The organism is Flexivirga aerilata (genome assembly GCF_013002715.1).
Lineage (GTDB): Bacteria > Actinomycetota > Actinomycetes > Actinomycetales > Dermatophilaceae > Flexivirga > Flexivirga aerilata.
Genome location: NZ_JABENB010000001.1, coordinates 1,355,576 through 1,374,502, shown reverse-complemented (window position 1 = coordinate 1,374,502; position 18,927 = coordinate 1,355,576). Strand labels below are relative to the sequence as shown.

Genomic DNA, 18,927 nt, shown 5'->3' with positions numbered 1-18,927 from the left:
GAATGCCTTTGTGTCCTCCCCGCTCGCGCCGACCGGGCCGATCTTCGGTCGTGCCGCCGAGGTCGACGACCTCGCGGCGCTGCTGGGCGATCGCGGGAAGTCGTCGGTGACGCTGCTCGGCGGCGACGCCGGGGTCGGCAAGACCCGCCTGGTCGCCGAGGTGGCGCAGCGCTGCCGCGACCTCGGGGGACGCGTGCTGCTCGGCCACTGCCTGGATCTCGGCGACAGCGCCGGCCCCTACCTGCCGCTCAGCGAAATGCTGCGGCGGCTGCGCCAGGAGGAGCCCGAGCGCTACGCCGATGCCGCCGCCGGCCTCGCGGGACTGCGGCCCGGCGGCACGACCAACCCGACCGAGGTCTTCGACGCGGTCGCGAGCTTCCTCGAGCAACTGGCCGGCGACGGGCCGCAGCTCGTCGTCGTCGAGGACGTGCACTGGGCCGACCGGGCGACCCGCGAGCTGCTCACCTACCTCTTCACCCGCGGTCTGCCCGACGGCGTGCACCTGCTCGCGACCTACCGCGCCGACGACCTGCACCGGCGGCACCCGCTGCGACCGCAGCTCGCGGAGTGGTCGCGGCTGCCGACCGTGCGCCGCACCGGCCTGCAACCGCTGCCGCCCGCCGCTGCCGAGGAGCTGGTGCGCCACCTGCGACCGCAACTCGGTGACGTGCAGACCGCGGCGATCGTCGACCGGGCCGGCGGCAACCCCTTCTTCACCGAGGAGCTCGTCGCGGCGTCCGGCGAGACCGTCGGCGCGGCGGGTCTGCCGGCCGAGCTCGCGGATCTGCTTCTGGTGCGGGTCGATTCGCTCGGCGACGACGTGCGGCAGGTGTTGCGCGCGGCATCCGTGGCCGGGCGTTCGGTGCGTCATACGACATTGGCGCAGCTGGCCGGCATCGACGCGCCACGGCTCGAGACCGCGCTGCGGGCCGCGTTGGACGGGCAGGTGCTGGTCACCACCGACGACGAGTGCTACGCGTTCCGGCACGCGCTGCAGTCCGAGGCGCTCTATGACGACCTGCTGCCCGGTGAGCGGGTGCGTCTGCACAGCAAGCTGGCCGACCTCTGGGCCGATCGCGACGAGCCCGCAGCGGCGGCCGCGGTGGCCCTGCACGCCGAGCGCGCCGGCCGGGTCGAGCTCGCGATCGAGGCGTCGGTGCGGGCCGGCGAGGTGGCGATGGGCACGGCGGCGCCGTCCAACGCCGTGCCGCACTTCGAGCGCGCCCTGTCGCTCGCCAGTCAGCACCCGGAGCTGGCGGGCGCCGTCCCGGTCGACCTTCCGCAGCGCACCGCGGAGGCGTTGCTGCGCAGCGGTGACCCGCACCGCGCGGCGAGCCTGATGCGGGACGCGCTCCACGAGCACTCCGGGCCGTTGCCCGAGCGCGCCGAGCTGGTGCGACTGCTTGCCTCCGCGCTGCTCTTCACCGATCTGCCGCAGCTGCCGATCGCCGCCTTCGACGAGGCGGTCACCTGGGTGGACGACCCCGAGCATGCCGCCGTGCACGCCGCGCTGCTGGCCCTCAAGGGCCGGACGCTGATGTCCGAGGAGCGCTATGCCGAGGCGACCGTCGTGGTCGACGACGCGCTCACGATCGCGCGGCAGGGGGACAGCGCCGCGGTGGTGATCGACCTGATGACGACCCGCGCCAAGCTGGACGGCCTGACCGGTGATTACACCGGAGCGGTCGCCGGACTCGAGGCCAACCGGCAGAAGGCACGCGCCCACCACGACGTGCAGGGCGAGCTGCGGGCGCTGCACCAGCTGGCCGGGCTCCAGTCGCGCGCAGGGCAGCACCAGGCCGCCTACGACACCTATGCCCTCGCCACCCGGCGCGCGGACGAGGGTCACGCCTCCGGCGACACGCACGCCTTGTCCAGCCGCACCTTCGGCGCCGTGCTCGCCGCCAAACGCGGCGATTGGGCTGTGGCCAATGCCTTGCTGGAGCTGGACTTCCCGGTCTCGCCGATGTTCGAGGCCGGCTTCGACGTCGTCCGCATGCAGCTGGCCCTGATGCGCGGTGACACCGCCACCGCCCGCGCTGCCTTCCCGGCCGTGCGCGCGGTCTGGACGCAGGACATGTTCCTGCTGGTCAACGCGGGGCCCGCGATGGTCGAGGTGTTCGGCGCCGAGGGCGATCCCGCTGCCGCGGTGCGGATGTATGACGAGACCCTCGCCACCGCGCGCGACGTCTGGAAGCTGCACGTCTTCGACGCCCAGCTCCATCTGACGGCGGTGCTCCTGCAGGTGCTGGCCGACGTCGTCCGGGCAAACCCGGGCGCACGCTCCCAGTGGCAGCCGGCGGCGGACGCCGGTCTAGCGGTGCTGGAGGGCGTCGTGGCCGACCGTGGCACCGACCAGGTCCTCGGCCTGGAGTCCCGCGCCTGGCTGGCCCGCGCCCGCGCCGAGCTGCTGCGCTTCGCATGGGCCGGCGTCGGCGCGCCCGACGGTGCGCTGATCGACCAATTCCGCTCCGCTGCAGCACTTTTCGACGAGTGCGGCTTTCCCTACGACCGCGCCGCGTGCGAGATCCAGCTCGCGCGTGCGCTCTTCGCTGCGGGCGATCGCGCGCAGGCTCGCGACGTCGCGTCCCGGGTGGCCGACACCGGACGTGCGCTCGGGGCGCCCCAGGTGATCGCCGCGGCCCGCGTCGAGGTGAGCGGCCCGAGATCGGCGGCCGACGGAGCGCTCACCGGCCGCGAGGCCGAGGTGCTCCGGCTCGTCGCCGAGGGCCGGACCAACGGCCAGATCGCGGCGGAGCTCTTCATCAGCCCCAAGACCGCCAGCGTGCACGTCTCGAACATCCTCGCCAAGCTCGGTGCGGCGACCCGCACCGAGGCCGCGGACCTGGCACGACAGCAGGGTCTGCTGGGCTGAGCGCGTCAGTGCAGCACGTCGCGAATCATGGTGCCGTGCGCGCGCATTCGTGTCATCACGGCCGCCAGTCCCGGGTCGGCGTCGTCGCTCTGCCAGTTGGCGACGACGGCGTAGGCCACCGCGTCAGTGCCGGTGCCGGTGCCGGAGCCACTGCCGGTGCCCGTGCCCGTGCCGACGATCCCGACGTCCGCCCGGATCCCGTCGTCGGTGCCGGTCTTGTTGCGCAGCGGAGGGGCGCCGTCACCGCCGATCGCGTTGTGCGCCAACGGGTCGTCGAGGAAGGCCGCGGCCACCATCGACAGGTCGGTGTTGAGCGACATCCACTCCCCCACCAGCGGCGACACCGTGCCGTTGTGTAGCGCCGTCAGGAAGCCGACGAGCGAACGGGCACTCGCCCGCGACAGCGTCGGCGGCGTGCCCGGCCCGCGCTGCGCGCGCGGGACGTCGCTGACGTAGTCGAGCAACTCCATGGGCGGCGCACCGATCGAGGCACCGAAGTCCCGCACGGCGTCGAGACCGACCAGGTCGAGCAGCACGTTGGTGGCGAGGTTGTCGCTGACCGCCCCGACCAGCCGGCACGCGTCGAGAACGGTCAGGTCCTGTTGGTCGAGCACGTGCCACAACCCGGAGTCACGCACGAATCGTGCACCCTGCTTGCTCACTCGCCGATCTGCTTGCAGCACACCGGATTCGAGCCGGCGCGCCACCTCGCCGAGGAGCAGCAACTTGCCGACGGACGCGGTCTTCAGGACCAGGTCGGCCGACTCGTCCAGGATCGGCGGGGCGTCGGGTCGGGTGAGTGAGACGGCATACGCGCTCCAGGAGAGGGTCATGCGAACTCCCGCCGCGACGCGAGCTGCTCGCGAAGGAGGCTGGTGCTGTCGATCAATACGCGCCGCAGCCCGCTCGGGAGATCGGCGTCCAGCGCGCGCTCGGCGCATGCGAGCGTCGCGGCGTCCGTGTGGGTGAGTGGATATCCGGCCGTCGCGAGCTGCCGCAGCACCATGTCGCCGAATCGCCCTGCCAGCACGGGAAGTTCGGTGAAGAAGCGCTCCACGTAGGGGCTGGTGAGCTCCTGGTCGACGCTGCCGAAGAACGCACCGGCGATGGTCTCGGCCTCCCGATTGGACAGCGACTCGTTGCCGATGAACTGCTCCCACGCCCACTGCTTCGCCCGCTCGGACGGCATGACGGTGCGCGCGCCGAGCGCCGCGAGCACACCTCGAGACGACTCGTCACGCAAGGCATGTGCGGCGATCTCGTCCTCGGTCATCGGACCGAGTGCGGCCAGGCGCCGGATGACCAGCCACCGGAAGTCGGTATCCTGCTCCAGCGCGCCGGGCAGCCCGTCGCCCGTCAGCCAGCGCCGCAGCAGCCCGACATCGGGGCTGGTTCGCGCGACGACACGGGCAGCGGTCAGCTGCGTCGCATCTGGTGCCGGGTTGTCGGCCATCGCCCGGAGCCCGGTCGCCGCGATCGCCGCCAGACCGTCAGGCGTCTCTGCCGGCGCGAGGTAGCGACCGGGGAGCAGTTGCGTCACGGCATTAGCGACTCCGGCCAGTAGTGAGTCCTCGGTCTCGCACCACCAGTTGGCGACGAAGGTGTCCAGCAGCAACCGCGGATCGACGGTGCCGAGCGCCAGCCCGTTGGTCAGCGACGACCAGATCACTCCGCGCGCTGTGGCATCCGGCACCTGGCGCAGTTGCTCGACGACCGCTGCCTGCGCCGACGCATCGAGCGCGACGATGCCCCAGGTCGTGTCGGTTGCGTTGGGCAGCAGGAGTTTCGGCTCGATCTCGTATGACGGGAGCTGCGTCCGCTCCTGCTCCACCCGGACCGACTCCCGAAGCACGGTCCGGCCGTCGCGGTAGCCGACGAGGTCCAACAGATGCGGCCGGTCGGCCGGGAACTGCGCAGGTGGCGTGCGCACCAGGACCCCGGAGTCGTCGACCGCGAAAACGTCGGTGCCCGGAGTGAGCAACCAGGCCTTGGTCCAGGCGTCGAGCTCCAGCCCGCTCGCCGCGTGCATCGCACCGAGGAAGTCCTCCAACGTCGCGTTGCCGAAACTGTGCCGTTGCAGGTAGTCCCGCACTCCCCGCCGGAATGCCTCCTCCCCCAGATAGGCCTCGAGCTGCCGCAGCGCGGACGCACCCTTGGGATAGGTGATGCCGTCGAGGTTCAGCAGCGCGGAGTGCACGTCGGGTGCCGGCATACCTGCGACCGGATGGGTCGACGGCGCCCGGTCCGCGGCGTAACCCCAGTTCTTGCGAATCACCGAGAAGTCCACCCAGGCGTCGGTGAATTCGCTTGCCTGCGAGCGCTGTTGGTGTGCGACGAACTCCGCGAACGACTCGTTCAGCCAGAGGTCGTCCCACCAGCGCATCGTCACCAGGTCGCCGAACCACATGTGAGCCAGCTCGTGTGCGATGACGGTCGCCCGCAGCAGGTGCTGGCTGTGCGACACCTCGCCCTGGAAGACGAACTCGTCCCGGAAGGTGACGCAGCCCGGATTCTCCATCGCACCGAGGTTGAACTCCGGCACGAAGACCTGGTCGTATTTGCCCCAGGGATAACGGATCCCGTAGACCCGGTGGTAGTAGTCGAACGCCTCCTTGGTGACGGCGAACAGCTCGTCAGCCTGCTCCCGCAGCTGCGCACCCAGCGTGGACCGGGCGTAGAGCCCGAGCGGAATGCCGTCGTACTCATCCTTGACGCTGACGAACGGCCCCGCGCACACGGTGAAGAAGTAGGTGGCGATCGGCCGGGTGGGCGCGAATCGCCATACGCGTCCTCGTGTTCGGCCAGCGGTCCGTTGGCGGTCACCGCCCAATCCGACGGGGCGGTCACCGTCAGGGAGTAGGGGGCCTTGAGATCGGGCTGGTCGAAGCAGGCGTAGATCCTGCCCGCAGCCGACGCCGCCGGGCTGCCGTAGAGGTAGACCTGACCGTCCTCGGGGTCGACCGCGCGGTGCAGCCCTTCGCCGTCGCGGACGTAGCGCATGGTCGCATCGACCAGGAGTTCGTTGTCGGCCTGCAGATCGTCGAGACGAAGTCGCCCGTCGTCGACCGCCGATCCATCGACCGGCTTGCCGTTCAAGGTGATCGAGACGACCTCGTCCGGCATGAACTCCACGAAGGTGCTGGCTCCGGGCTCCGCACAGTCGAAGCAAATCGTCACCCGCGACCCGAAGACTTCGTCGCCGCGATCGAGGTCCAGTGCGAGGTCGTAGGACGTGACCGAGACGAGGTCGGCACGTTCGACGGCCTCGGTCCGCAGCAGGGTCGCCATCCCGCCAACCTAAGCCACCCCCTCCGACGACTGACGGCTCCCTCGCCGAGCGACGGTCGCATCGGGCCGTCACTCGGCGAGGAAGCCGTCACTCGCGGGGTGGGGTGGGTCAGCGGCTGATCTCGCGGCCGTACGCCTGGTTCTCCAGACGCTTGATGCGCTCGGCGGTCGGCGGGTGGGTGGACATCAGGCGCGAGACGTCCTGGGCGCGGAACGGGTTGGCGATCATCAGGTGACTGGCGTTGACGACCTTGGGCTCGGGTGCGAGCGGCGTGCGGGCGGTGCCGGACTCGAGCTTCTGCAGGGCCGACGCGAGCGCGAGCGGGTCGCCGGTCAGCTTCGACCCGTCCTCGTCGGCGTCGTACTCACGGGTGCGGCTGATCGCAAACTGGATCAGCGTGGCGGCGATCGGGGCGAGCAGCGCCATGGCGAGCATCGCGATCGGGTTGGGCCGGTCGTCGTCGTTGCTGCCGCCACCGAACATGCCGCCGAAGAACATCATCATCTGTGCGACCGAGGTGATGATGCCGGCGAGCGCGGCCGCGATCGAGGAGGTGAGGATGTCGCGGTTGTAGACGTGCATCAGCTCGTGGCCGAGCACGCCGCGCAGCTCCCGCTCGTCGAGCAGCCGCAGGATGCCCTCGGTGCAGCAGACCGCCGCGTGCTGCGGATTGCGTCCGGTGGCAAAGGCGTTCGGCGCATCGGTGGGCGAGATGTAGAGCTTCGGCATGGGCTTGCCGGCCTTCGTCGACAGCTCGCGCACGATGCGGTACATCTCCGGCGCCTGCGCTTCGCTCACGGGGTAGGCGCGCATGGCCTTGATCGCGAGCTTGTCGGAGTTCCAGTAGCTGTAGGCAGTGGTGGCCAGGCCGATGAGCGCGAACAGCCAGATCAGCTTGCCACCGGCGACGACGGCGCCGATGCCGAGCAGGATGGCCCAGATGCCGCCGAAGAGCGCGGCAGTCTTCAGGCCGTTGTAGTGACGGTGCATGTAGTGGAAAACGTGCGGTCAGGCCCGCTTTGTTCCGTATGGCGCAGGCGGCGCCACCACTCAGCGCCCCACGAGACCGAGCAGCACCTGCGGGGCGATGCTCGTCACCACGAGCGCGGCCAGTCCGACCCCGACGATCCCGGCGTGCACCGGGTGGAGCCGGTCGTCGGTGCCCGGATCGGTCCGCGCGCCGAAGAGGATCCGCAGCCAGCGCAGGTAGACCGCGACGCCCAGCATCGCGTTGACCGCGGCGACGATCGCGAGCGGCCAGAGGCGGCCGCCGGCGACCGGGCCGAGGGCGAGCACCTTGGCGACCAGCCCGACGACCGCGGGCGGCAGCCCCATCAGCGCGAGCAGCGCGAGCGCGAGGGTCACGCCGAGCAGCGGGCGCCGCCGCAGCAGGCCACCGTATGACGCGAGCTGCGTCGCATGGTTGCGTCCGTCGGCGTGGGCGAGCGCGGTCACCACGGCGAACGCCACCAGCGTGGCGAGCGCGTAGACGACCAGGTAGCCGGCCGCTGCCCGGACCGCGTGCCCGGACACCGCGGCGAGCGGCAGCACCACCCAGCCGGCCTGGGAGATGGTCGACCAGGCGAGGAAGCGCAGCGCCTGGTGTTCGCGCAGGGCCATCACGTTGCCGACGGTCATCGAGATCGCGGCGAGCACCCCGATCGCAGCGAGGGCCGACGTGCCGAGCACGGTGACGCCACGGAAGATCACGAGCAGCGCGCCGAGCGCGGCGACCTTCGAGGTGACCGCGAGGAAGGCGCCGATCGGCACCGACGCGCCGCCGAACGCCTCGGGCGTCCACGCGTGGAAGGGCACGAGCGACAGCTTGAAGCCGACGCCGGCGACGATGAAGACGACGGCGAGCGCGAGGATGCGCCGCGAGTCCGGGTCGTGCGACGCGGCGAGCACGGCGTCACCGCCGAGTTGCACGGTGCCGGTCGCGGCGAACCAGAGCGCGGCACCCATCGCGGTGATCGCGAAGCTCACCAGCGAGGTGGTCAGCAGCGAGAGGGCGCCGTCGGTGGCGGAGCGCCGCGCCCGCAGCGCGACGAGCGCGACCGTCGGCACGGTCGCGAGCTCGAGGGTGACCAGCCAGGAGGTGAGGTCGCGCGCGGCGACGACTCCGGTCGCACCGGCGGTGGCGGTGAGCAGCAACGCCGCCTGCACCGGTGCACGCTCGGCCGGCACCCGGATCGGCAACGCCAGCAACGCGATCACCGCCGCGCTGACGAGCGCGGTGAACTGCAGTCCGGCACCGACGTGGTCCACGGCATACAGGCAACTGCCGTCCCGCAGGCACAGCGTGCGGCGCGGGTTGTCGGCCGACGGCAGCAGGCCCGGTATGACGGTGGCCGCGCCGGCGAGCAGCAGCACGGCGGCGACCAGGAAGTGCGCCCGGCCGAGCCGCGGCGCGACCGCGTCGGCGACCAGCACGAGGACCGCGCCGACGGCCGGGATCAGCACCGGGGCGAGCAGCCACCAGTCGTAGCTGAGCGTCATCGGCCGATCACCGCCATCAGGTGGTCGACCGCTCCGGAGGTGGTGTTCAGCAGAATGATCGGCAGCACTCCCAGCACCACGGTCGCGGCGCCCAGCACCGTGACGACGACGAGTTCGTTGCCGCGAGCGTCGGATTCGGGCTCGGGCGCAAGCGGGCGGCCACCGTCGGCGTCGCCCATCCAGACGATCCGCAGCACCCGCAACGCGTATGCCGCAGCCAGCACCGCGCCGAACGCGGCCGCGGCGGCGAGCAGCCGGAACCACCCGGTGGACCGGTCGCCGCCGGGGTTCCACGCACCGAAGATTGCCAGCACCTCGCCCCAGAAGCCGGCGAGACCGGGCAGTCCGAGCGAGGCCGCGAACCCGACGACGAGCGCGAGACTGAGCCGTGGCGAGACGTCGCGCAGGGCACGCCGCGCGACGCTGAGATCGTCACCGCCCCACCGGTGTTTGAGCCCGCCGACCACCGCGAAGAGCAGCGCGGACACCACCCCGTGGGCGATGTTGGCAAAGAGCGCCGCCTGCAGACCGATCGCGGTGCCGCTCATCAGTCCGAGCACGACGAAGCCCATGTGCGCGACCGACGACCAGGCGATGAGCCGCTTGAGGCTGCCCTCGACGAGGCAGACGAGCCCGCCCCAGACGATGCCGATCACCGCACAGGTCGCGACGTATGGCGCGAGTCGCTCCACGCCGGCGGGCAGCGGGGCGATGACCAGCCGCACGATGCCGTAGGTGCCCATCTTGAGCAGCACCGCGGCCAGCAGCATGGAGCCGGCGGTCGGGGCGATCGTGTGTGCGCGAGGCAGCCACGAGTGCAGCGGCCAGATCGGCACCTTGATGCCGAGCCCGAGCAGCAGGATCGCGGCGACGACGGTCTGCTGCCCGGCGGGCAGCGGGTGCCGGGCGAGGGTCGCGAGGTCTGCGGTGCCGGACGCGAAGACCATCGTGAGGATGCCGACGAGCATCAGCGTGGAGCCGAGCACCGTGTAGAGCACGAATGTTGTTGCAGCCCGGGCGCGTTCACCGGCGTCCCGGGGGTCGCCGAAGCGGTTGATCAGCACCCACATCGGCACCAGCACGACCTCGAACGCGAGGAAGAAGCTGATCGCGTCCTGCACGATGAAGGTCGCGATGCCGCCGCCGATCACCAGCAGCAGGCAGCCGAAGAAGGTGCCGGGAGTGCCGCCGCCGGGTTGCTCGTGACGGGCGTGGACGACGACGAGCACACCGACCGCTGCGGTCATCAGCAGCAACGGCACGCTGATCCCGTCGACGCCGAGGTGCAGTCGCATGCCGATCTCGGGCACCCACTGCCGGTTGACGCTCGGCCGGTCGTAGGCGACGAGCACGGCGGCGACCAGCGCGATCAGCGTCGCGGCGAGCGACACGGCATAGGCGGTGTGCCGGCTGACGGCGCGCGGCACCCGGTCCCCCGCGACGAGGGCGAGGCCGGCGACGATCGGGGCGAGCGGCGCGGCGAAGAGTGCGGCTACCACCAGATCACCCCCATCAGTCCGACGAGCACGACGCCCAGCGCGACCGCGACGAGGCCGCTGGTCGGTCGCCGGGTGTGCAGCCGGGAGCCGGTGGCGGCGATGCTCGCGAACACCCCGGGCAGCGCCTGCACGCGGCGGTCGAGACCGTCGTCGAGCCGGGCGACGCCGCGGGCGAGCGCGACCACCGGGCGCGCGACCAGCCCGACATACGCCTGGTCGGCGTCGAACCCGCGGGACGCCGAGCTGCGCAGCGGCAACGGCAGCCGCGCGGCCGCGTCGCCGTAGACCGTGCCGACCGACATCAGCCGCACGAGCAGGGCGACCGCGGCCATCAGCACCAGCGAGGCGCCGATCAGCCAGAGGTTTGCGTGCTTCCAGTCGACCTCGAGCATCGGGCTGAGCACGAGCAGACCGCCGACCACGGACAGGATCGCCAGCAGTTGCAGGCCGATTCGCGCGCCGGTGCCCGGATGAGGTTCGGCCGACGGGCCGTCCTCGTCGTCCGGGACCGGCACGGGCGGTTCGTCGCGGTTTAGCGGCCGGCCGTGCACGTCCACCTGCGGTGAGCCGGCGAGCATCTCCACGATGCCGACGTCGCGCACGTCATAGGAGTCGTCGACGGCCTCCTGCACGACGACCCGCTGCCGGCCGGTGCGGTGGATCAGGATCAGCCACATCCGCATCGTGTATGCCGCGGTCAGCGCGACCACACAGATGAGCGCGACGAACGCGATCCGCGCGCAGGTGTCGCCGTCCACGCCGCGGCGGGCTGCCTCGTCGACGACGAGATCCTTGGAGACGAAGCCGACGAGCGGCGGCACGCCGGCGAGCGCGAGCAGGCCGACGCCGACCAGCCGCCGCAGGGCCGGGTGCCTGCTCAGCGCGCCGGACTGGCGCTCGACGATCGTGCCGCCGACCAGCACCGACAGCCAGCCGATCATCAGGAAGAGCAACGCCTTGAACATCGCGTGCGACAACAGGTGGCTGATGCCGAGGTCGGCCGGCTCGCGCACCGGCAGCACGGCGAGCCCGAGCAGCATGAGGCCGACCTGGGAGACGGTCGACCAGGCGAGCAGGCGCTTGAGGTCGTGCTGGCAGAAGGCGAGCACGGCCGCGCCGACCATCGAGACCGAGGCGACGATCGTCAGCACGATGCGCGCGGTGCCGGAAAGCTCCAGCAGGGCAACGAGTTTGGCGAGTACGACGGTGCCGGCGGCGACCATGGTCGCGGCGTGGATGAGCGCGGACGCCGGGGTCGGGCCCTCCATCGCGTCGGGCAGCCAGTCCTGGAAGGGCACCTGGGCGGACTTGCCGGCGACGGCGCAGATGATGCACAGCAGCGCGGCGGTGAGCGCCGTGCCGTGGCCGGCAGCCGCCGACGGCCAGTGCTGGACGATCTGCGGGATCGAGGTGGAGCGCGCGCCGAGCGCGAGCACGGCCAGCCCGATCGCGAACGGTGCGTCGGCGATGCGGGTGACCAGGAAGGCCTTGTACGACGCGCGTCGCGCCTTGCCCCGCTCGGACTCGTGACCGATGAGCAGGTAGGAGCACCACCCCATCAGCTCCCAGCCGACCAGCACCAGCAGGACGTCTCCGGAGAGCACCACCAGCTGCATCGCGGCGGTGAACAGGCCGACCGTTGCTGCGAATTGGCGGTATCTCGGGTCGGAGTAGAGATACCAGCGGGCGAACACCTGCACCACGAGCGACACGAGTGCGACCGCCACGGCGACCAGCACCATGAGCCGGTCGACCTGCAGGCGCAGCGGTATGCCGAGCGCCGGGCCCACCTTCAGCTCGCCGATGGTGCGCGGGTCGGCCACCGCACCGCCGCGGGCCTGCTGGGCAAGCAGCGCAGCGGCCGCGAGCAGCCCGAGCAGACCGCCGGTCGCGGCGATCGCGAACGCGCCGCGGGAGCTGCGCCGGGTGAGCGCCAGGATGAGCACGGCCACCGCGGCCGGGATCAGCACGACGGGGTGACTCGGCTGCAGGGGCAGGTCCAGTGCCAGGGAGTGGGAGTCCAGCCGCGAGACGGAGAGCATCAGTCGTCACTCCCCTGCTGCGACACGTCGATGTTGCCGCGGGCCCGGAAGACGGCGAGGATCACCGCGAGCGCGACCGCGATCTCGGCCGCCGCGATGGTGATGACGAAGACGGTCATGCTCTGGCCGGCGCGCAGCGGGTCACCGGTGAGCGACCCGACGGTCACGAAGAGCAGCCCGGCGGCGGCCAGCATCAGCTCGACGCCGACGAGCACGAGCACGGCGTTCCGGCGGGCGAGCACGCCGTAGAGGCCGACTCCGAAGAGGATGCCGACCAGCAGCATGGGCAGGACGGGGTGGATCACCGGGCATCCGCCTCCGACTCGTCGCGACGCCCGATCGGCATACGCGACAACGCGAGTGCGGCGACCAGCGCGATGAGCAGCAGCGCCGACAGCAACTCGAACGGCCACACCCAGGTGCCGAAGATCTGGGTGGCCAACGCGTGGGTGGAGCCGCCGCGCACCGTGACCGGCGCGTTGCCGAACGCGGAGATCAAGACTGCTGACAGCAGCGCTGCCGTGGCCGCCCCGACGACCAACGCGGCGGCGCGCTGCGGCAGCGGCGTGTCGTGGTCGTGGCTGCGGCCGATGGGCGCCCGCGTCAGCATCAGCGCGAACAGCACGAGCACGACGATCGCGCCGACGTAGACGAGAAGCTGCACCAGCGCGACGAATTCGGCACCCAGCACCAGGTAGCACCCGGAGAGCGACGCGAGGGCGACCACCAGCCAGAGCGCGGAGTGCACCAGGTGCTTGGTGGAGACCGCCAGCACGGCGGCGCCGGCGCTGATCGCGCCGGCGAGCGTGAAGAGCAGGTCGTAGGTCGTCACGGCTGCTCCCCGGCGCCCGGCGGTGGCACCTCGCCGGTGCCGCGCTCGGTGGTGCGGCCGGCGGCCGGGTCGTCCTCGGGCTCGACCTCGACGACGAGCTGCTGGAGCTCGGTCTCGGGAAGCTCGGGCACGAGCGGCTCCGGCGGCGGCACCGTCGGCATCCACTGGCCCAGGGTGTCCTTCTCCTGCAACAGATCCCGGATGTCGGTGGTGGAGTATTCGAACTCGGGGCTCCAGAAGAGCGCGTCGAACGGGCAGACCTCGATGCAGATCCCGCAGTACATGCAGAGACTGAAGTCGATGGCGAACCGGTCGAGCACGTTGTGCTGCCGGGCGCGACCGCCCTCGGTGGCCGGCGGCGTCGTCTCCTTGTGCGAGTCGATGTAGATGCACCAGTCGGGGCACTCGCGCGCGCACAGCATGCAGGAGGTGCAGTTCTCCTCCAGCAGGGCGATGACTCCCCTACTGCGCGAAGGGAGTTCGGGTTTGACGTGGGGATACTGCTGGGTGTGCGCGTGCGTGGTCATCGTGCGCGCGGTCGTCGCCATACCCTTGGCCAGACCGCTCAGGAACTTCGTCATTGCGACATCACCTCGAGGTCACCACCACTCCGATAGCTGTGATCGCCAGCTGCAGCAACGCCAGCGGGACCAGGCCGAGCCAGGCGACCCGCTGCAGCTGGTCCTCGCGCAGGCGCGGCCACGCCACGCGGATCCAGATGATCAGCACCGCGAAGATCGCGCCCTTGAGCAGGGTCCAGAGCCAACCAATCTGGTGGTCGAACGGGCCAGTCCAGCCGCCGAGGTAGAGCACGCCGAGTAGTAGCGACATCACCACGATGCCGGCGTATTCGGCGAGCAGGAAGAGCGCGAATCGCAGTCCGGTGTATTCGGTGTAGGGGCCCATCACCAGCTCGGAGTCGGCCACCGGCATGTCGAACGGCGGCCGCTGCAACTCGGCGGTCGCGGCGACGAGGAAGACGATCGCGCCGGGCAGCTGCCAGAGCAGCCACCACGGGGTCCAGGCATGTGCGATGCCGACGAGCGACAGCGATCCGGCGGCGATCGCGAAGGACGCGCAGGCGAGGATCAGCGGCAACTCGTAGGAGACGAGCTGCGCCGCGGTGCGCAGGCCGCCGAGCAGGGAGTATTTGTTGCCGCTGCCCCAGCCGGCCATCAGCGTGCCGACGGTGCCGATGCCGCCGACCGCGAGCACCCACACCAGGCTGCCGGGCACGTCGGCGCCCACGGTGTGCGGGCCGAGCGGGATCACCGCGAGTGCAAAGAGATAGGAGACGATGCCGAGCGCCGGCGCGATGCGGAAGACCCGCTTGTCCGCGGCGAGCGGGACGATGTCCTCCTTCTGGGTGAACTTGATGCCGTCGGCGACCAGCTGCGCCCAGCCGTGGAAGCCGCCGGCCTCCATCGGGCCGAGGCGGCCCTGCATGTGCGCCATCACCTTGTGCTCGGTCTGGCCGACGAGCAGCGGCAGCACGAGGAAGGCCGCGAGCACGCAGACGGCCCGCAGCACGATCTCGACGATGTCGCCCGCCATTATCGGGGTCCTCGCGAAGTATCGGAGCGACGAAGGAGCGGAGAACTTCGTGGGGTGATCATCGGGGTCCTCGCGAAGTATCGGAGCGACGAAGGAGCGGAGAACTTCGTGGGGTGATCATCGCGGTCCCCAGCTGTCGTCGGGTATGCCGGGAGGCTGCATCCGGCGGCGCGGCGCACGCGCCGGTTTGCCGTCGGTGCTGTCGCCGCCGGGCTCCTTGGCACCCGGCCACGGCTTGCTGACCCGAGCGGTCAGCACGAACGACTTGCGCAGCGGGTTGCCGTCGAAACCGTCGGGCAGCAACAGTTTTCGCAATCCGAGGCCGGTGCCGTCGTCGAAGCCGCTGAAGTCGATGCCGAACATCTCGTAGGTCTCCCGCTCGTGCCAGGCGGCGCCGGCCCAGATCGGGGTGAGGCTGTCGATCGAGGCACCGTCGGCGATGCGGGTGCGGACCAGCGTCTCCCGGAACGCGCCGCGGCGGGTGTCGTAGAGATGGGCGACGACCTCGAAGCCGGGGGTCTCGCCGGCGTCGGTCTCGTCCACCGCCGTGAGGAAGTCGAAGAAGTCGAAACCGTCGTCGCGCAGGCCCAGGAGGGTGTCGCGCCAGTCCGCGGGTTCGCAGCTGACAGCAGAGATCTCGTAGGTCACGTCGTCTGCTCCGGTGGGGCGACGAGCGGCCGGCTGACCTCGGCGGCCGAGGCGCGGCGCCCGGCATACGGCCCCAGACGACCGCGCAGACCCTTGGTGCGCAGCTTCTCCTGCGCGATCTGCTCCTGCAGCACCAGGATGCCCTGCAGCAGCGCCTCGGGGCGCGGCGGACAACCCGGCACGTAGACGTCGACCGGGATCAGCTGGTCGACGCCCTTGGTGACGCAGTACGAATCCCAATAGGGGCCACCGGAGTTGCTGCACGCACCGAAGCTGATGACGTATTTGGGCTCGGGCATCTGGTCGTAGAGCCGGCGCACCGCGGGCGCCATCTTGTCGGTGACCGTGCCGGACACCACCATCAGGTCGGCCTGGCGCGGCCCGGGCGCGAAGGGGATGACCCCGAGCCGGATGAAGTCGTGGCGGGCCATCGACGCCGCGATGAACTCGATGGCGCAGCAGGCCAGTCCGAAGTTGAAGACCCACAGCGAGTAGCGACGGCCCCAGTTGAGCACGAGCCGCATCGGCTTGGGCGCGGCCGCCTGGCCGACGCCGACCCGGGGCATGGGCAGATCGGTGGTCATTTGGTCACCTCCGGCGAGTCGCCCCAGTTGAGCAGGCCGCGGCGGGCCGCGTGGAGCAGCCCGACGAGCAGCACGGCGATGAAGATGCCCATCTCGACGAGACTCACCACGCCGAGCCGGTGGTCGCGCAGCACCAGCGCCCACGGGAAGAGGTAGACCGCGTCGACCGCGAAGACGACGTAGAGGAAGGCATAGGTGACGTAGCGGACGTGACTCTGCGCCCAGCCGCCGGTGACGGGGTCGACGCCGGATTCGTACGTCGTGAGCTTCGCCAGGCTGGGCGCGCGCGGCGCCAGCAGCCGCCGCGCGAGCATCGCGGCAACGAACAGCAGGGCGCCGGCCAGGCCTACGCCCGCCAGCACCAAGTAGCCCGTCATACCCGAAGACACCCCGGCAGACTAACGATCAGGGGCCGGTTCTTGCGGTAGGTGACCGCCAATCGACACAGGTGTACATAACGATCTGCCGCGGGAGCCGCCCGCGCCGGCGACCACGCGGGCGATGATCCCGACGGCTTCGGCGAGGCCGTCCGGGGATTCCGCGCCGTAACCGAGCACCAGTCCCGGCTCCCCCGGCGTATGACGGTGCATGCGCAGCGGCTGCACCCGCACGCCGCGCCGGGCGAGGTCGGCCGCGAGGTCCCGGTCGTCGAGCCGGCCCGCGAGGTGCGGGAAGGTGACCTGCACGTGCAGTCCGGCCGCGACACCGCCGATCGCGGCGTCGGGCAGTGCGGCGGCAAGTGCCTCGAGCAGGACGTCGCGACGGTGTCGTTGCCGGGCACGCTGCCGGCGCAGGTGGCGGTCGTAGTCGCCGGACGCGATGAAGCGGGCCAGCACCAGTTGGGCAAGCGCCGGGCCGCCCAGGTCGCTCGCCCGTCTGGCGACGACCAGGTCGTCATACAACCGTGGCGGCGGGACCAGCCACCCGAGCCGCAGCCCGGGGGCGAGCGACTTGGACGTGCTCCCGGTGTGCGCGACCAGATCGGGGGCGGCGGGCTGGATCGCGGCGACCGGAGCTCGGTCGTACCGCTGATCGGCGTCGTAATCGTCCTCGATGATCAGCCGGCCGCGACCGGCCCACTCCACCAGGTCGCGGCGCCGTGCGGCACTCAGCACGACACCGGTCGGGAACTGGTGCGCCGGTGTCACGAACACACTCCGGGCGCGTGTCGACGCCAGGCGCTCCACGACCAGGCCGTCCGCGTCGACCGGGACCGGGCGGGCGTGCACGCCCCAGTGCTCCAGCTGCTGGACGGCGCCCGCTGATCCCGGATCCTCCACTGCAACAATGTTTTTCCCGTCTCTGACGAGCTGCTGACCCAGCAGTGCGAGTGACTGCGCCACGCCGGTGACCACGATGATCCCGTCCGCACCGACGCGTAGTCCGCGCGTGCGCGAGAGCCACGCGGCGAGCTCGGCGCGCAGCACCGGGTGACCGCGCGGGTCGCCATACCCGAGCTCGGCAGCAGGTGTCTCGGTCAGCACTGCTCGCTCGTGTCGCAACCACGCGGCGCGTGGGAAGTCGGTGAGATCGGGCAACCCCGGATAGAGGTCGAGCCGTATGCCGCTCGGCGCCGCCCCAGGATGCGGCGATGTCGGCGTGGTCACGGCCGCGCTGCGCCGGCCCGCGCGCTGCGGCCGGGCCGGCGCCGAGCGCACCGTCGTCCCGGCCCGGGTGCGCCCGTCGACCAGCCCTTCCTCGCGGAGACGCTGGTAGGCCTCGACGACGGCGCCGCGCGCGATCCGCAGGTCCGCCGCGAGTTCGCGGGTGGCGGGCAACCGGGCTCCGGGCGACAGCCGCCCGTCGGCGATCGCGCCGCGCAGTTGACCGGTCAGCCATTCGGTGACCCCGCGCGCCGGCGCCCGCGACGGATCGAGCTGCAGGAAGTCGGCACCGGTCATTGGTCCACTATGGCGAGGTTGAATTGGTCCTTCAAGAGGTCCAAAACGCCTGTCATCGTCATCGTCATGGTCACTGTCATGAGCCGAACAGGTCGAGCCGGAGTCGGTGGCGCGCTGGCGATGTCGTTCGTCGGGGGCAGCGTCGCGGTCAGCGCCGGGCTGTCGCGGGCGCCCTTCCTCACCGTCCAGGCGTTGCGGTATGCCGTGGCCGCCGCCCTGCTGGTGGCACTCTGCGCACTCACCGGCCGACGGATCCAGCGGCCGCGCGGTGTCGAGTGGCTGTGGCTGGCCGGGGTCACCGGCTGCGGACTGATCCTCTTCAACGTCGCGCTGATCGTCGGCGGCGAGCACGCCGAGCCGGCCGTGCTCGGGGTCGCGGTTGCGTGTGTGCCGGTGGTGCTCGCGGCGGTCGGTCCACTGCTCGAAGGATCGTCGCCGACCGCCCGGGCAGTGCTCGCGGCGGCCGTCGTCACGCTGGGCGCAGCGCTCGTCGAGGGCTTCGGTCGCAGCGACGCGGTCGGACTGGTCTGGGCGGTCGTCGTGTTCGCCTGCGAAGCGGGCTTCACCCTGTTGGCAATGCCGCTCTTCGCACGGCACTCGCCGTTCGGGGTCTCCGTGCACACGACCTGGCTGGCTGCGGCCGGCTTCGCACTTCCCGGCGTATGGCGCGAGGGGCCGCGCGCCGTCCTGCGGCTCGACGCGACTGCACTCGCGGCGACCGCCTTCCTCGCGGTGTTCGTGACGGCCGGGGCGTTCGTGCTCTGGTACGGCTGCGTCGCGAGCCTCGGCGCCGCTCGCGCCGGGCTGCTCACCGGGATCGCACCGGTGGCCGCGGCGATGACGGGCGTTTCACTCGGGCACCCCTTCCCCGGCATCGGCGTCTGGGCCGGAGTCGCAGTGGTGGCAACGGGATTGGCCCTCGGCTTGCGGTCACGTCACGCCACGCCGGCGACCCGTCACAGTGGCGAGGCGACCGAACCAACGCCGGTGTGAGTCGGATCACAACCCGTTAGCAACGTTACGCATTTTGACTTATCCCGTAACGTCGCCTTATGTTTTGAGCAGTCACGAGATCCAACGCGAAGCCCTGGCTGGTTGGACGGCAACCCTCACGCACGTGGCGGGGTGCTCCAGGTGATGACTAGGCCGTAACGGCAAGCACGGCAGCTCCCGGCTACCGCACGGCGCGCAGCAATCCTGCGCG

Annotated in this window: 16 protein-coding genes and 1 riboswitch; of the genes, 2 read left to right on the top strand and 14 right to left on the bottom strand. The window is 71.2% G+C overall.

Going from position 1 to position 18,927, the window contains the following annotated elements:
- Positions 1 to 10 precede the first annotated feature (10 nt).
- Positions 11 to 2,875 (top strand): AAA family ATPase, encoded by a 2,865-nt coding sequence (locus HJ588_RS19745; protein WP_171153214.1) that lies wholly within the window; start codon positions 11 to 13, stop codon positions 2,873 to 2,875.
- A gap of 5 nt (positions 2,876 to 2,880) precedes the next feature.
- Here the strand turns inward: HJ588_RS19745 and HJ588_RS06495 are convergent, their stop codons facing one another.
- The 14 genes from HJ588_RS06495 to pdxR form a co-directional block, all read right to left on the bottom strand.
- Positions 2,881 to 3,708 (bottom strand): serine hydrolase, encoded by an 828-nt coding sequence (locus tag HJ588_RS06495; RefSeq protein WP_171153212.1) that lies wholly within the window; start codon positions 3,706 to 3,708, stop codon positions 2,881 to 2,883.
- Positions 3,705 to 5,705 (bottom strand): aminopeptidase N, encoded by a 2,001-nt coding sequence (gene pepN, locus HJ588_RS06490; protein ID WP_246241768.1) that lies wholly within the window; start codon positions 5,703 to 5,705, stop codon positions 3,705 to 3,707. Before pepN ends, HJ588_RS06495 begins: the two co-directional genes overlap by 4 nt.
- 567 nt (positions 5,706 to 6,272) lie before the next feature.
- A complete protein-coding gene (gene htpX / locus HJ588_RS06485; RefSeq protein ID WP_171153209.1) occupies positions 6,273 to 7,154 on the bottom strand; it encodes a zinc metalloprotease HtpX in 882 nt (293 codons plus the stop codon).
- 60 nt (positions 7,155 to 7,214) lie between these two features.
- A complete protein-coding gene (locus HJ588_RS06480) occupies positions 7,215 to 8,663 on the bottom strand; it encodes an NADH-quinone oxidoreductase subunit N (RefSeq protein ID WP_171153207.1) in 1,449 nt (482 codons plus the stop codon).
- Positions 8,660 to 10,162 carry an NADH-quinone oxidoreductase subunit M gene (locus HJ588_RS06475; protein ID WP_171153205.1) on the bottom strand — a complete coding sequence of 501 codons (1,503 nt, stop codon included), beginning with the start codon at positions 10,160 to 10,162 and terminating at the stop codon, positions 8,660 to 8,662. The genes HJ588_RS06480 and HJ588_RS06475 overlap by 4 nt, the downstream gene beginning before the upstream one ends.
- The gene (locus tag HJ588_RS06470; RefSeq protein WP_171153203.1) at positions 10,156 to 12,204 is read right to left on the bottom strand and encodes an NADH-quinone oxidoreductase subunit 5 family protein; all 2,049 of its coding nucleotides are present in this window, start codon (positions 12,202 to 12,204) and stop codon (positions 10,156 to 10,158) included. The genes HJ588_RS06475 and HJ588_RS06470 overlap by 7 nt, the downstream gene beginning before the upstream one ends.
- A complete protein-coding gene (gene nuoK / locus HJ588_RS06465) occupies positions 12,204 to 12,509 on the bottom strand; it encodes an NADH-quinone oxidoreductase subunit NuoK (protein ID WP_343036617.1) in 306 nt (101 codons plus the stop codon). The genes HJ588_RS06470 and nuoK overlap by 1 nt, the downstream gene beginning before the upstream one ends.
- Positions 12,506 to 13,036: an NADH-quinone oxidoreductase subunit J gene (locus tag HJ588_RS06460; protein WP_171153201.1), complete on the bottom strand. Its 531-nt coding sequence runs from the start codon at positions 13,034 to 13,036 to the stop codon at positions 12,506 to 12,508. Before HJ588_RS06460 ends, nuoK begins: the two co-directional genes overlap by 4 nt.
- A complete protein-coding gene (locus tag HJ588_RS06455; RefSeq protein ID WP_171153199.1) occupies positions 13,033 to 13,617 on the bottom strand; it encodes a 4Fe-4S binding protein in 585 nt (194 codons plus the stop codon). Before HJ588_RS06455 ends, HJ588_RS06460 begins: the two co-directional genes overlap by 4 nt.
- 7 nt (positions 13,618 to 13,624) lie before the next feature.
- Positions 13,625 to 14,590 carry a complex I subunit 1/NuoH family protein gene (locus tag HJ588_RS06450; protein WP_171153197.1) on the bottom strand — a complete coding sequence of 322 codons (966 nt, stop codon included), beginning with the start codon at positions 14,588 to 14,590 and terminating at the stop codon, positions 13,625 to 13,627.
- 117 nt (positions 14,591 to 14,707) lie between these two features.
- Complete coding sequence (locus HJ588_RS06445) at positions 14,708 to 15,238, bottom strand: NADH-quinone oxidoreductase subunit C (RefSeq protein WP_171153194.1); 531 nt, start codon at positions 15,236 to 15,238, stop codon at positions 14,708 to 14,710.
- A complete protein-coding gene (locus tag HJ588_RS06440; RefSeq protein WP_171153192.1) occupies positions 15,235 to 15,822 on the bottom strand; it encodes an NADH-quinone oxidoreductase subunit B in 588 nt (195 codons plus the stop codon). Before HJ588_RS06440 ends, HJ588_RS06445 begins: the two co-directional genes overlap by 4 nt.
- Entirely contained in the window at positions 15,819 to 16,199 is a 381-nt protein-coding gene (locus HJ588_RS06435) for an NADH-quinone oxidoreductase subunit A (RefSeq protein ID WP_171153189.1), read from the bottom strand. The genes HJ588_RS06440 and HJ588_RS06435 overlap by 4 nt, the downstream gene beginning before the upstream one ends.
- Before the next feature lie 21 nt (positions 16,200 to 16,220).
- A complete protein-coding gene (pdxR, locus tag HJ588_RS06430; protein WP_171153186.1) occupies positions 16,221 to 17,723 on the bottom strand; it encodes a MocR-like pyridoxine biosynthesis transcription factor PdxR in 1,503 nt (500 codons plus the stop codon).
- 78 nt (positions 17,724 to 17,801) lie between these two features.
- On the opposite strand from pdxR, the gene HJ588_RS06425 reads away from it, so the two are divergent.
- A complete protein-coding gene (locus HJ588_RS06425; RefSeq protein ID WP_171153184.1) occupies positions 17,802 to 18,716 on the top strand; it encodes a DMT family transporter in 915 nt (304 codons plus the stop codon).
- A gap of 70 nt (positions 18,717 to 18,786) precedes the next feature.
- Positions 18,787 to 18,890: riboswitch (SAM riboswitch) on the top strand.
- The last annotated feature ends 37 nt before the right edge of the window (positions 18,891 to 18,927 follow it).

Excerpts from the sequence above, each read along its gene's own strand:
- HJ588_RS06440 (WP_171153192.1), bottom strand. The coding sequence starts at position 15,822 with ATGACCACCGATCTGCCCATGCCCCGGGTCGGCGTCGGCCAGGCGGCC.
- HJ588_RS06435 (WP_171153189.1), bottom strand. The coding sequence starts at position 16,199 with ATGACGGGCTACTTGGTGCTGGCGGGCGTAGGCCTGGCCGGCGCCCTG.
- HJ588_RS06450 (WP_171153197.1), bottom strand. The coding sequence starts at position 14,590 with ATGGCGGGCGACATCGTCGAGATCGTGCTGCGGGCCGTCTGCGTGCTC.
- HJ588_RS06495 (WP_171153212.1), bottom strand. The coding sequence starts at position 3,708 with ATGACCCTCTCCTGGAGCGCGTATGCCGTCTCACTCACCCGACCCGAC.
- pdxR (WP_171153186.1), bottom strand. The coding sequence starts at position 17,723 with ATGACCGGTGCCGACTTCCTGCAGCTCGATCCGTCGCGGGCGCCGGCG.
- HJ588_RS06470 (WP_171153203.1), bottom strand. The coding sequence starts at position 12,204 with ATGCTCTCCGTCTCGCGGCTGGACTCCCACTCCCTGGCACTGGACCTG.
- HJ588_RS06455 (WP_171153199.1), bottom strand. The coding sequence starts at position 13,617 with ATGACGAAGTTCCTGAGCGGTCTGGCCAAGGGTATGGCGACGACCGCG.
- htpX (WP_171153209.1), bottom strand. The coding sequence starts at position 7,154 with ATGCACCGTCACTACAACGGCCTGAAGACTGCCGCGCTCTTCGGCGGC.
- HJ588_RS06480 (WP_171153207.1), bottom strand. The coding sequence starts at position 8,663 with ATGACGCTCAGCTACGACTGGTGGCTGCTCGCCCCGGTGCTGATCCCG.
- HJ588_RS06425 (WP_171153184.1), top strand. The coding sequence starts at position 17,802 with ATGAGCCGAACAGGTCGAGCCGGAGTCGGTGGCGCGCTGGCGATGTCG.